Source organism: Klebsiella oxytoca NBRC 105695 (assembly GCF_001598695.1).
Classification (GTDB): Bacteria; Pseudomonadota; Gammaproteobacteria; order Enterobacterales; family Enterobacteriaceae; genus Klebsiella; species Klebsiella oxytoca.
On sequence record NZ_BCZK01000004.1, the window covers coordinates 106,543 to 119,150 of the forward strand.

General features: G+C 54.4%; 11 protein-coding genes. 2 read left to right on the forward strand and 9 right to left on the reverse strand.

The features are described 5' to 3' along the window. Positions 1-6: 6 nt before the first annotated feature. The 5 genes from hisJ to KO1_RS08565 all read right to left on the reverse strand — a co-directional run bounded on the left by hisJ (position 7) and on the right by KO1_RS08565 (position 4,676). Entirely contained in the window at positions 7-789 is a 783-nt protein-coding gene (hisJ, locus tag KO1_RS08545; RefSeq protein WP_023321376.1) for a histidine ABC transporter substrate-binding protein HisJ, read from the reverse strand. A gap of 257 nt (positions 790-1,046) precedes the next feature. After that, a complete protein-coding gene (gene argT, locus KO1_RS08550; RefSeq protein WP_004104124.1) occupies positions 1,047-1,829 on the reverse strand; it encodes a lysine/arginine/ornithine ABC transporter substrate-binding protein ArgT in 783 nt (260 codons plus the stop codon). Between the two features lie 290 nt (positions 1,830-2,119). After that, entirely contained in the window at positions 2,120-2,689 is a 570-nt protein-coding gene (locus KO1_RS08555) for a UbiX family flavin prenyltransferase (RefSeq protein WP_024274523.1), read from the reverse strand. A 41-nt stretch (positions 2,690-2,730) separates the two neighbouring features. After that, positions 2,731-3,726, reverse strand: a complete 996-nt coding sequence (locus KO1_RS08560) for a LacI family DNA-binding transcriptional regulator (RefSeq protein WP_004104128.1) — start codon at positions 3,724-3,726, stop codon at positions 2,731-2,733. A gap of 38 nt (positions 3,727-3,764) precedes the next feature. After that, a complete protein-coding gene (locus tag KO1_RS08565; protein ID WP_016808383.1) occupies positions 3,765-4,676 on the reverse strand; it encodes an ROK family protein in 912 nt (303 codons plus the stop codon). A 272-nt stretch (positions 4,677-4,948) separates the two neighbouring features. Here KO1_RS08565 and KO1_RS08570 point away from each other — a divergent pair, with 272 nt between their 5' ends. Continuing rightward, positions 4,949-6,352, forward strand: coding sequence for an MFS transporter (locus KO1_RS08570; protein WP_004104132.1), 1,404 nt, complete (start codon positions 4,949-4,951; stop codon positions 6,350-6,352). A 7-nt stretch (positions 6,353-6,359) separates the two neighbouring features. Continuing rightward, positions 6,360-8,327, forward strand: coding sequence for a glycoside hydrolase family 127 protein (locus KO1_RS08575; RefSeq protein WP_024274524.1), 1,968 nt, complete (start codon positions 6,360-6,362; stop codon positions 8,325-8,327). A 58-nt stretch (positions 8,328-8,385) separates the two neighbouring features. Here the strand turns inward: KO1_RS08575 and purF are convergent, their stop codons facing one another. The 4 genes from purF to folC all read right to left on the reverse strand — a co-directional run bounded on the left by purF (position 8,386) and on the right by folC (position 12,572). After that, on the reverse strand, positions 8,386-9,903 hold the full coding sequence (purF, locus tag KO1_RS08580; protein ID WP_004104140.1) for an amidophosphoribosyltransferase: 1,518 nt from the start codon (positions 9,901-9,903) through the stop codon (positions 8,386-8,388). Between the two features lie 33 nt (positions 9,904-9,936). Then, entirely contained in the window at positions 9,937-10,425 is a 489-nt protein-coding gene (gene cvpA, locus KO1_RS08585; RefSeq protein ID WP_004104143.1) for a colicin V production protein, read from the reverse strand. 199 nt (positions 10,426-10,624) lie between these two features. Further along, on the reverse strand, positions 10,625-11,314 hold the full coding sequence (gene dedD / locus KO1_RS08590; RefSeq protein ID WP_024274525.1) for a cell division protein DedD: 690 nt from the start codon (positions 11,312-11,314) through the stop codon (positions 10,625-10,627). Next, complete coding sequence (gene folC, locus KO1_RS08595; protein WP_024274526.1) at positions 11,304-12,572, reverse strand: bifunctional tetrahydrofolate synthase/dihydrofolate synthase; 1,269 nt, start codon at positions 12,570-12,572, stop codon at positions 11,304-11,306. Before folC ends, dedD begins: the two co-directional genes overlap by 11 nt. Positions 12,573-12,608: the final 36 nt, after the last annotated feature.

Sequence of the window (12,608 nt, forward strand, 5' to 3'; positions counted from 1 at the left end):
GGATGGTTAGTCGCCGTACACGTTAAAATCGAAATATTTCTTCGCCAGCTTGTCGTAGGTGCCGTCCTGGCGCATCTCGGCAAAGGCTTTATTTAATGCTTCACGCAGCTCATTATCCTCTTTGCGCAGCCCCATTCCGGTGCCGACGCCAAACAGCTTCTCGTCTTTAATCGACGGGCCGCCGAACTGATAATCTTTGCCGATAGGCTGTTTGAGGAAGCCTTCGCTGGCGGCAACTTCATCCTGGAACGCCGCGTCAATACGTCCGGCGGTCAAATCGGAATAGATATTGTCCTGACCCTGATAGGAAACGATTTCAATACCTTTCGGCGCCCAGTGTTCATTGCCATAGGTTTCTTGTGTGGTGCCCTGCAGAACGCCAATGCGCTTACCTTTCAGCTTCGCAAGGTCTGGCGTGATATCGCTGCCTTTTTTGACGACCAGGCGAGAATCAGCCGCGTAAAGTTTGTCGGTGAAGGCAATTTCCTGCTGGCGTTTTTCGGTGATCGAAAGCGAAGACATAATGGCGTCGATCTTCTTCGCTTTTAAAGAAGGGATCAGCGCGTCCAGCGGGTTCTCAATGAAGGTACATTGCGTATTGATGCGCTTACACAGCTCTTTTGCCAGATCGATGTCAAAACCAACCAATTCACCCTGTGCATTCTTTGATTCGAACGGGGCATAAGTAGGATCGGTGCCAATGCGGACTTTTTGCGGAATTGCTGCGAATACGGTGGAAACGCTGGAAAGGGCCAGCGCTAAGGAGAGAGACAACGCCAGTTTTTTCATAACTATCCTCAACAGACTGTCATTCTAATGGATTTATTAGAAGTACTTACGGCAGTTATCGTGCCATTATTCGCCCCGGTAAGGCAAAGCATTCTGCGCCGGAAAGCAAATTTTTTCGCATCGGAAACGCTTAACTATGCACTTTTTAACATAGAGTGCGCAATTTCCTTCACCAAATTGATCCGCTTAAAGCGCCGTTGCACCAATATCAGACAGAAATAGATACTCGTGGCCCGGAATCCGGGCCAGCGGGCGACTTAATCACCGTAAACGTTGAAGTCGAAGTATTTCTTCGCCATTTTGTCGTAGGTGCCGTCTTTGCGAAGCTCAGCCAGGGCTTTATCAAAAGCGGCCTTCAGTTCGCTATCGTCCTTACGCAGGCCAATACCGGTGCCATCTCCGAAGAATTTTTTGTCTTTAACAGAAGGTCCGGCAAAGGCAAAATCTTTACCGGCTGGTTGCTTGAGGAAGCCTTCGCTGGCGGCGACCTCATCCTGCAAGGCGGCATCCAGGCGGCCCGCAGCGAGGTCTGAGTAGATTAAGTCCTGATTCTGATAAGCCACGACATCTACCCCGTGGCTGCGCCAGCGTTCATTGCCGTAGGCCTCCTGGGTGGAGCCCTGCAGAACGCCGACGTGCTTGCCTTTCAGAGATTCCAGCGTCGGTTGAATCGGTGAGCCTTTGGCGGCAATCAGGCGAGAGTCCGCCGCGTAGAGCTTGTCAGAGAACGCGATTTCCTGCTGGCGTTTTTCGGTGATCGATAACGAAGAGATGATGGCGTCGATTTTCTTCGCCTTCAGCGATGGGATCAGGGAGTCGAAATCGCTGCCAACCCAGGTACATTTTACTTTGATGCGCGAACAGAGCTCATTACCCAAATCAATGTCAAAACCCACGAAATCCCCTTTCGCATCCTTAGAAGAAAAAGGCGCGTAGGTGGCATCGGTGCCAATGCGAATACTCTGCGGCAGCGCGGCGAAGGCGCTGGAAGCGCTGCAAATGCCCATCATTAAAGAGAAAGCCAGGACCGTCTTCTTCATAGGTTACCCTTAAGTGTCGTGATGTTGTTATGTCGTGCGTTGTCTTGTTATTGGTGCTGCCGACAAATCTTGCACGTTTTATGCCATTCTCTCAGTGCGTGCTGGAAACGGCGTTAAATTTGTTAAATAAAGGTTGCAAGTTTGTCTTGAAAGGGAAGATACCAGCAATAATGGATAAACCGCAGCGCCGTAGCGCAAAAAAACAAATTAAATGTTGAGGATTTGATCGAGGCGACAAAATTGCACTGCAGGAGCGCAGAGGTGAAGAAAGCGCACTATGTTAGTGCGCCCTACGCGCCCTGCCAGCGGGTAAAGAGGTCTGCAGGAAGAGAGATATTAAACTGATCGATAACGCGATTGACCGTTTGATTGATCACATCGTCAAGGCTTTCAGGACGATGATAGAACGCCGGAACCGGCGGCATAATCACTGCGCCCATTTCCGCCGCCTGGACCAGCAGACGCAGATGACCGAGGTGGAACGGCGTTTCCCGAACGCACAGCACCAGCGGGCGACGCTCTTTAAGCACCACGTCCGCCGCTCTGGTCAGCAGCCCATCGGTATAGCTATGAACAATGCCGGAAAGCGTTTTCATTGAACATGGCAAAATCACCATCCCGGCGGTTTTAAAAGAGCCGGAAGAGATACTGGCGGCGATATCACGGGCATCGTGCACTACGTCGGCCAACGCCTGCACCTCGCGCAGGGAGAAGTCCGTCTCCAGCGCCAGCGTCTGACGGGCGGCCTGGCTTAAAATAAGATGGGTTTCGACATCAGACACCTCGCGCAAAACCTGGAGCAGGCGTACGCCGTAAATTGCGCCGCTGGCGCCAGAGATACCGATAATGAGTCGCTTCACGATGATTGCCCCTTTCACACGATGGCGCAGACTTTGCCGGATTATGCCTGCGGACGCAACCGCAATGAACTCTCACGAACCACTAACCGCACCGGCAACAACAGGTTTCTGTCACCCTCATCGCTGAGTAAAAGACGGAACGCATCGCGGCCAAGCTCACGCTTATCAATGGCCACCGTGGTTAACGGCGGCCAGGCCCATGCAGCAGCTTCAATATCATCGAAACCGACGATCGCAATCTCATCCGGCACCTTGATGCCCTTCCGCGCGCAAACTCTCATCGCCACCAGCGCCGCCATATCGTTATAAGCAAAGATAGCATCCGGCGGCTGCGGTAGCGCCAGCAGTTTCTCCATGCCTTCTACCAGCGGTTTTTCTATCTCCTTGACCGGGGGGACTTCGACTCGATACTCCTCGGCCAGAGAAATTCCGGCATCAAACAGCGCCTGCAGATAGCCTTCAGTACGCTGACGGATGCTGTAATGGTGCTGCGAATGGCCGAGTAAGGCAATACGCTTTCTTCCCTGTTCAAGCAGGTGCCGGGTGGCGATAAATCCGCCGTGATAGTTGTCAGGATTGGCACAGGGAAAATCCGCCGCCCACAAATCAACCAGGGCAACGGGGAGCGCCGTTTTTTTCAACTCCGCCAGTATCTCTGCTTCAAGATAACCCGCGCAGATCAGCGCGTCAGGCTGATGGAGATTAATCAACTCGCCAACTGAATCTCCCGGACCAATGGGCTGGAAGCTCATGGCAATTTCATTTTCTCTACAAGCGTCAGCAACGCCAAGCATGACGGTCGAATAGAACGGCAGAGCGCTGGCAATATTGTGTTCCCTGTGCATTAAAAACAGCAGCCGCTTGATGCGACCGTTGCGCAAGCGGCTAAAATCATAGCCTTCGGCTTCCGCTATCGACAGGATCCGCTGACGAGTCTCCTCGCTAAGCCCCGGCTGCCCTTTTAGCGCTCTTGATACTGCGGCAATCGACACGCCGCAGGCCGCCGCAATATCTTTAATTCTGGTCTTTTTTACCATTCCGTTCGTTTTCACCTGTTTTACGGGGTTTACGCTGATTATCCCTGCAGCGCCTGCTCTCCAGCCCAAGCTGCGCCGCGTACGCCGCTGCTGTCGCCATGCTTTGCCGGCAGAACCGGCGTCACGCAGCGTCCACCGAATATGTACTTTGCCATTTCAGCCGATAAATCGCTATACAGCTCATCGACGCCCGACAGTCCCCCACCTATCACTATCACATCCGGATCGAGCGTATTCACGACGTTTGCGAAGGCGCGCGCCAGCTGATTACGGAATTGCCGCCACAGCGCCAGCGCTTGAGGGTGTCCTTCACGCATCTTCAACACCAGTTCTTCAGCGGTTCCGCGTCCTTCATTATGTAAGCGAAACTGTCGGGCCAGCCCGCTGCCAGAGATAAACGATTCTACGCAGTTATGCTGACCGCAATAGCACAAGTGCGAAGGCCCATCGTGTTCCGGGGAATAGTGCGGCAAAGGATTATGCCCCCATTCACCGCTGCAGGCATTCGGCCCGGTCAGCAAACGCTGATGCACCACCACACCGCCGCCGCATCCGGTACCAAGTATCGCCCCAAACACCACTTCATGACCGGCGCCGCAGCCATCTATCGCTTCCGACAGCGCGAAACAGTTAGCATCGTTTGCGACAGCCACCGGCTGGGAAAAATAGTCGCTAAGGATATCATGCAGCGGATGCCCATTGACCACCTGAATATTTGAATTTTTTACTAAACAAGTAGCGGTGTCAATCGCGCCGGGCAAACCGAATCCCAGGCTTAGCTTTTCGCCTGCCCAATCCTGCGCGGCATGGACTTCTCCAATGATACCCTGTAAGAACTGCTCAATACTGGCTTTCGGTGTCGCAATGCGCTGCTGCCAGACCAGTTTTCCCTTGTCATCCAGCACGACAGTCTCAACTTTGGTCCCACCGATATCCATTCCTAAATGCATTTAATTCGACCTTTTCTCGTAAAAATGATGCTCAGCTTAGCGAATAACGCAAAAAATCCCGGCATCCTTCACGGATAAACGTGATCAAGATCGGCATTAAAAATAATTTATAGTAAAAATAAAGATCAATATCACAAGCACAAAAGTCAAAAATGTACGAAAAGAGAAGATTAGATCTATGCTCGGCAGCGTATGAAGTTTACTAAAAACATAAAAACAGATCGTAATGACCTGTGTACCCTCACACTCTGCTTAGCAAATAAGGATTGGTTATGGCTACAGTCGATAATCTGGACACGAATGTGCAGATGGTTGATGCGGGCGAAACGCTCTCCACCCGCGAAAAAATAGGCTATGGGCTGGGAGATGCCGGTGGACACTGCATCTCTGACTTAATCAGCGGCTTCCTGCTTTTTTTCTACACCGATGTGTTCGGCCTCAGCCCGGCCATCGTCGGGGCAATGTTCTTTACCCTGAGAATTTTTGATGCGGTATCAGACCCGGTTATGGGCGTTATTGCTGACAGAACCCGCAGCCGCTGGGGCCGCTTTCGCCCGTGGCAGCTCTGGACTGCCGTGCCGCTTGCGGTTATCGGCATCCTGACGTTTACCGTGCCAGACATGAGCCCAAACATGAAAATTGCCTGGGCGTTCGGGACCTATTTTTTGCTCTCTATTGGCTATACCGCCAATAACGTCCCCTACTGCGCCCTGATAAACGCCATGACCAACCGTCACGATCAGGTAATGTCCTGCCAGTCCTGGCGCTTTGTCTTAAGCGGTATCGCCGGCTTCCTGGTCTCCGTCGGGCTGCCATGGATGGTCGAGCTTTTTGGCCAGGGCAATCTGGCTAAAGGCTACCAGTACGGCGTGGCCGTGCTGTGCGCCGTTGGTATGATCATGTTTTTACTTTGCTTTTTCTGGGTCAAAGAGCGGGTTCCGCTGTCGCTGGCCGGAAAATTCACCCTGCGCCAGCATCTGCAAGGGCTGCGTAAGAACGACCAATTACTGCTGATGCTGGTAATGTCCTTCCTGCTGGTGAATATTCTGTGCATTCGCGGCGGCGGCTACATGTACTTTATCTCCTACGCGCTGCAGGGCAGCGCCGGCTTTATGTCGCTGTTTTTTGCCATCGTCACCGTGGCTGCGATTATTGGCGCGGTGATCGTCAACCCGCTTTCACGCCGCGTCGACATGGTTACGCTGTACTTCCGCACTAACCTGGTGCTGGTTATTTTCGGCGTGGCGATGTGGTTCCTGCCCACCGGCCCGCAGCATCAGACACTATGGCTGGTCTGTATCCTGATCAACAACGTTGTGCTTGGTTTCACCCTGCCGCTGCACTTCTCGATTATGGCCTTCGCCGATGATTACGGTGAATGGAAGAATGGCGTGCGTTCCTCCGGTATGAACTTCGCCTTTAACCTCTTTTTTATCAAGCTCTCCTGGGCCTCATCCGGCGGCATTATCAGCCTGTTGCTGATTCTGGTCGCGTACCGTCCAGGCCTGGAAAATCAAACTGCCGCGTCTATTCAGGGCATCACCCTGCTGCAAACCGTAATACCGGCAATTTTCCATCTGGTGCTGGCCCTGTGTCTGCTGAAGTGCCGGCTGGACGGCCCAATGATGAAACGTATCTCCACCGATCTTAACCAAAGACATAGCCAAATTTCCTGAGGTAAACATGATGCAGTCCGATGTAATTGAAGCCGACCTGAACCGCATTACCGTTATCGATCCTTTCCTGGGAGAGTATCAGCGTTTGATTCGTGATGTCGTCATTCCTTATCAGTGGCAAGCGCTGAACGACAATATTCCCGATGCGGAGCCCAGCCACGCGCTGGCCAACTATCGCATTGCCGCGGGACAAGAGGATGGCCAATTTTACGGAATGGTTTTTCAGGATAGCGACGTCACCAAATGGCTTGAGGCGGTCGCCTGGTCGTTAAGCCAAAAACCTGACGCGACGCTCGAACAAACCGCTGACGAAGCGATCGAACTGCTGGCGCAAGCGCAGTGTGAAGACGGCTATCTCAATACCTGGTATACCGTAAAAGAACCGGGTCAGCGCTGGACTAACCTGGCAGAGTGTCATGAACTGTACTGTGCCGGGCATCTTTTTGAAGCAGCTGTCGCTTTTTATCGCGCCACCGGTAAACGTCGTCTGTTGGAAATCTCCTGCCGCTTTGCCGACCACATTGATACCGTCTTCGGGCCTAACCCCGGACAGCTTCGCGGCTATCCGGGACATCCGGAAATCGAACTGGCGCTGATGCGCCTGTATGAAGTCACCCGGGAACCTCGCTATCAGGCGTTGGCCTGCTTCTTCGTCGAAGAACGTGGGAAGCAGCCCTACTATTACGATATCGAGTTCGAAAAACGCGGCGGTACCCGGCACTGGATCGGTTGGGGCGACGCCTGGCCAGGAATGATCAAAGACAAAACTTACACCCATGCGCACAAACCGCTCGCTGAACAGAACGAAGCGGTCGGCCACGCCGTACGTTCGGTCTATCTGATGACCGGCCTGGCGCATATCGCCCGTATGACAAATGACGAAGAGAAACGTCAGACCTGCCTGCGGATCTGGAACAACATGGTGCAGCGTCGGATGTATATCACCGGAGGAATCGGCTCTCAGGGGATCGGCGAAGCTTTTACCAGCGACTACGATCTGCCCAACGATACCGCCTACGGCGAAAGCTGCGCTTCAATTGGCCTGATGATGTTCGCCCGTCGGATGCTGGAAATGGAAGGCGATGCGCACTATGCCGACGTGATGGAACGCGCTTTTTACAACACGGTACTCGGCGGGATGGCGCTGGACGGTAAACACTTCTTTTATGTTAACCCGCTGGAAACCTATCCGAAAAGCATTCCGCATAACCATATTTACGACCATATAAAACCGGTTCGCCAGCGCTGGTTTGGCTGCGCCTGCTGCCCGCCAAATATCGCCCGCACGTTGGTGGCTATCGGGCACTACCTGTTCACGCCGCGCCGGGATGCGCTGTTTATCAATTTCTACGCCGGAAGCGAAGCGCAGTTCACCATTAATGACCAGCCGCTGGCGCTAAAAATCAGCGGTAACTATCCATGGGATGAGGAGGTCAACATCACTTTCAGCCACCCGCAGGCCGTTCAGCATACGCTGGCGCTGCGCCTGCCGGAATGGTGTGAAGCGCCGCAGGTGCTCATCAACGGCGAAGCCGCGCAGGGCGAACAACTGAAAGGCTATCTGCATATTACGCGCCAATGGCAGCAGGGGGATATCATTACGCTGCGCCTGCCGATGACCCTCCGCCGGGTCTACGCCAACCCACTGGTTCGCCATAACGCCGGTAAAGTCGCCATTCAGCGCGGACCGCTGGTTTACTGCCTGGAAGAGGTTGATAACGGCGCCGAACTGCACAACCTGTCGCTACCCAAAGCGAGTCAGATACGCGAGATTCCAGGGACCGGGGTGCTAGAAGGAAAAATCGTGCTGCAGGCGGAGGGGCTTCGGGTACTGACCGCCCAGGAGGATAAACCGCTCTACAGCTTCGACCATCGCCAGACGGCGGTAGAGAAACAGACCTTAACCTTTATTCCATGGTTTAGCTGGGCCAATCGTGGCGAAGGCGAAATGCGAATTTGGATCAACGAGGGCTGACCTCTAAAAACAAAAAGCCCGCAGTCTCCGGACCGCGGGCTTCCAGTGAATCAAGGCATTACCCTTCGTTGTGCATCTCCAGGTTTTCCACTTCGTTCTGCAGCTGAACCGCTTTTGCGTCGTCGTTGCGCAGAGAGTCAAGGAAATCCAGATAGGTCTGATCAACATCTTTAGTGACGTAGATACCGTTGAAGACCGAACATTCAAACTGCTGGATATCCGGATTCTCAGCGCGCACCGCGTCAATCAGATCGTCCAGATCCTGGAAAATCAGGCCATCCGCACCGATGATCTGGCGAATCTCATCCACTTCACGCCCGTGAGCAATCAGCTCATTGGCGGTCGGCATATCGATGCCATACACGTTCGGGAAACGAATTTCCGGCGCAGCGGAAGCCAGGTAGACTTTCTTCGCCCCGGCTTCGCGCGCCATCTCAATAATCTGCTCAGAGGTGGTGCCGCGCACGATGGAATCATCCACCAACAGCACGTTCTTATCGCGGAACTCGGCGCGGTTGGCGTTAAGCTTACGCCGCACCGATTTCCGGCGCAGCTGCTGGCCCGGCATGATGAAGGTTCGGCCTACGTAGCGGTTTTTAACAAACCCCTGGCGGTACGGCTTGTCGAGGATGCGGGCGATTTCCAGTGCGATATCGCAGGAGGTTTCCGGAATGGGAATGACCACATCGATATCCAGATCTTCCCACTCGCGGGCAATTTTCTCGCCCAGCTTCGTGCCCATATTGACGCGGGCGCTGTAAACGGAAATTTTGTCGATGAAGGAGTCCGGACGCGCAAAGTACACGTACTCGAACAGGCACGGGTTGCTGACCGGGTTTTCCGCGCACTGGCGAGTAAACAGCTGGCCTTTTTCGGTGATATACACCGCTTCGCCAGGCGCCACGTCGCGCAGGAACTCAAAGCCCAGCGTATCGAGCGCCACGCTTTCCGAAGCGACCATATACTCGGTACGGCCATCGCCAATATCGCGCTTGCCCAGCACCAGCGGACGGATGCCGTTCGGGTCGCGGAAGGCCACCATGCCGTGACCGATAATCATCGCCACGCAGGCGTAAGCGCCGCGAATCTGGCGGTTGGTGGCGGCAATCGCCGCAAAAATATTGTCGGCTTCCAGCGGGTAGTGGCGGAAGTTGTCCAGCTCGCTGGCAAAGATATTGAGCAGGATTTCGGAATCGGAGGTGGTGTTGATGTGGCGGCGTTTTTCTTCAAACAGCTTTTTACGCAGCTCGTGAGCGTTGGTCAGGTTACCGTTGTGCGCCAACGTAATACCATACGGTGAGTTGACGTAGAAAGGCTGAGCCTCAGAGGCGCTGGAGCTGCCAGCCGTCGGGTAACGAACGTGACCAATCCCCATATTGCCCTGCATACGCTGCATATGGCGAGCTTCAAAAACATCGCTCACCAGTCCGTTCGCCTTACGCAAACGGAAACAGTTGTTCGCATCAATGGTGATGATGCCTGCGGCATCCTGGCCACGATGCTGAAGCACCGTTAACGCGTCATAAATCGACTGGTTTACCGGCATGACACCGGCGATACCGACAATACCGCACATACGTCTTTTCCTCGTTAAGCTACATCCCAACGCTTATGCTTTGGGCAAGAAACTTGACGAGCTCTGCAGATAGTCAAAGAACCATCTGATAACGAAACTGAACTGCGGGATAAGCTCAGACTTTTGCCAGTCTTCGCTTTTCGCCATACCGGTAAAGCTATCGAGAAAGAACAGAATCGCTGAGACGATTAGCACACCGCGCAGGGCGCCAAAGCAGATCCCTAAGACCCTGTCGGTACCCGACAGGCCGGTTTTCTCCACCAGCTGACCTATCACAAAGTTTACGATAGCGCCGACGATAAGCGTTGCGATAAACAGTATCGCGATAGCAATCCCATTTCGGACCAGTTCGTCTTCAAAGCCCGTGAACCAGACAGCCAGGTAAGTGTAGTAATGACTGGCAACAAAGAAAGCACATCCCCAGGTTACCAGCGATAAAGCTTCACGAACAAAGCCGCGGATCAGGCTAACCAGTGAGGAAAAACCAATCACCGCAATTATGGCGTAATCAATCCAGACCATATACGTCCCACGATTTTACGCCCTGTCGTCCGGTTCGGGGCGCATTCTAACAGAAAAAGAAAACGTTTGCGTAGGGATTTCCGTGCCCTACATAAATAAAAATGGCGCTGAAAAAACATTCAACGCCATACTGCCTTTCGCCTCTTCAGGGCACGTCAGACAGGGGTTTCAGCTCGCTACTCTTTTAAAAAAGAGAGAGTTAGTTCGGGCTGTAGCCCATGACCACGCCGCTGAGTCCTGAAAGCTGCTTCAGTTCTCCAAGCTGGCCTTTAAGCTTATCCTTTGAGGTATCCGGCCCGACAAGAATACGGGTAATTTTACCCTGCACCGGTGTCGAAGGCGATGTGTAAACCTTAAAACCGGAAGCGCGCAGCTTGCCCACAATTTCGTTGACCTTATCGGCGTTCTTTAGCGCGCCCAGTTGCACTACGTATGCTTTACCGGTCGGCGCCGGGATTTCAGCCTGCTGCTGTGGCTTAGGCGGCGGCGTCTGCGCCGCAACCTGCTGCTGCTGTGGTTTCTCTACCGGCTTCGGCTGAGGTTTCGGTTTCGGCTGCGCCTGCGGTTTTGGCGCGACAACCGGCTCCTGAACCACATCAAAACTGTTGTTGTTCACCGGTATGCGCGACGGATCCAACGATGGCGCCGCGGCGTCACCGGCTCTCACCTCTTCCGCCGCCCCTTCCGGAGGCTGCGAAGGCAGCGCCTGAGTCGCCGCTGGCAGCATATCCGGCTCATCGCGGTCCCCTGGTTTGGGCACCAGCGGAATGGCGGCAAACTCATCCTGATAATGTTTTTTCTGACCATCCAGTAGCCCTGGCAGGATAATCACCCCCAGCGCTACCAGCACAATCGTCCCGACTAAACGGTTCTGAAACTTACTTGCCACCGGTTCTCCCCGCGTCTATTTCTTCCATTACATGCGCCACCGTGTGGAATGAACCACAGACCAGCACCGTATCTTCAGGTCTGGCATCCGCCATTGCCGCATGCCACGCTTGCGCAACGCTGGTATAGACTTTACCTGCGCGTAAATGTTCCAGCAGCTGCTCCGCCGTGGCTCCGCGCGGCCCTTCCAGCGGCGCGCAGTACCAGTCGTCAACTTCCGCCTGCAAATTCGCCAGCGTACCTGCGATATCCTTATCATGCAGCATACCAACAACCGCCAGTACGCGCCCCGTTTTCGATAAGGTTTTGAGACGCCCGGCGAGATAGGCCGCCGCGTGCGGGTTATGAGCAACGTCAAGGATCGTCCGCGGCGCTTCGCTGATTATCTGGAAACGCCCAGGCAGCATCGCGTTTTGAATGCCGTCGCGCATCGCCTGCTCCTTCACCTTAAGCCCGCTGGCGCGCAGGGCCGCGAGCGCGGTTGCCGCATTCGGCAGCGGTACCTGCGGCAGCGGCAGATCGTTTAACGTCCCCTGCCGATCGCGGAAGGACCAGCTTTGTTCACTGGCGTCGTACTGCCAGTCAACGCCACGGCGCAGGAGCTGCGCCCCTTTTTCGCTCGCCACCTCTGCGATGGTCAACGGCATATCGGGTTCGCCGACGATGGCCGGTTTGCCTGAGCGGAAAATCCCCGCCTTTTCACGACCGATACTTTCGCGATCGGGCCCCAGCCAGTCAGTATGATCGAGGGCAATACTGGTGACCACCGCCACGTCAGCATCGACGATATTGGTAGCATCAAGGCGGCCGCCCAGGCCCACCTCAAGAATCACCACATCCAGTCGCGCCTGCTGAAACAACCACAGCGCAGAGAGAGTACCGAACTCGAAATAGCTCAGGGAAATATCGCCGCGCGCGGCTTCAATTTCGGCAAAAGAAGTCGTATGCGCGAGTTCCGGCAGCTCTTCGCCCTGCACGCGCACCCGCTCGGTGTAGCGCACCAGATGCGGCGAACTGTATACGCCAACCTTGTAGCCCGCCGCCATCAGCGCCGATTCCAGGGTACGGCAGGTGGTGCCTTTGCCGTTGGTCCCAGCGACCGTAAAGACAAACGGCGCAGGTTTTATTACCGCCATCCGCTGCGCGACCTCGCTGACGCGCGCCAGCCCAAGATCGATAGTTTTGCTGTGCAGATGTTCCAGATAAGAAAGCCACGTAGCCAGGGGCGACGTGGCCTGAGGAATAGGTTGTTTTTCCATGATGTCCGGCAAGAGTTAGGATAACTACGCGTATAA

Coding starts and splice junctions, on each gene's coding strand:
- hisJ (WP_023321376.1), bottom strand. CDS start 789: ATGAAAAAACTGGCGTTGTCTCTCTCCTTAGCGCTGGCCCTTTCCAGC.
- argT (WP_004104124.1), bottom strand. CDS start 1,829: ATGAAGAAGACGGTCCTGGCTTTCTCTTTAATGATGGGCATTTGCAGC.
- KO1_RS08560 (WP_004104128.1), bottom strand. CDS start 3,726: ATGGTAAAAAAGACCAGAATTAAAGATATTGCGGCGGCCTGCGGCGTG.
- KO1_RS08565 (WP_016808383.1), bottom strand. CDS start 4,676: ATGCATTTAGGAATGGATATCGGTGGGACCAAAGTTGAGACTGTCGTG.
- KO1_RS08570 (WP_004104132.1), top strand. CDS start 4,949: ATGGCTACAGTCGATAATCTGGACACGAATGTGCAGATGGTTGATGCG.
- KO1_RS08575 (WP_024274524.1), top strand. CDS start 6,360: ATGATGCAGTCCGATGTAATTGAAGCCGACCTGAACCGCATTACCGTT.
- purF (WP_004104140.1), bottom strand. CDS start 9,903: ATGTGCGGTATTGTCGGTATCGCCGGTGTCATGCCGGTAAACCAGTCG.
- cvpA (WP_004104143.1), bottom strand. CDS start 10,425: ATGGTCTGGATTGATTACGCCATAATTGCGGTGATTGGTTTTTCCTCA.
- folC (WP_024274526.1), bottom strand. CDS start 12,572: ATGGAAAAACAACCTATTCCTCAGGCCACGTCGCCCCTGGCTACGTGG.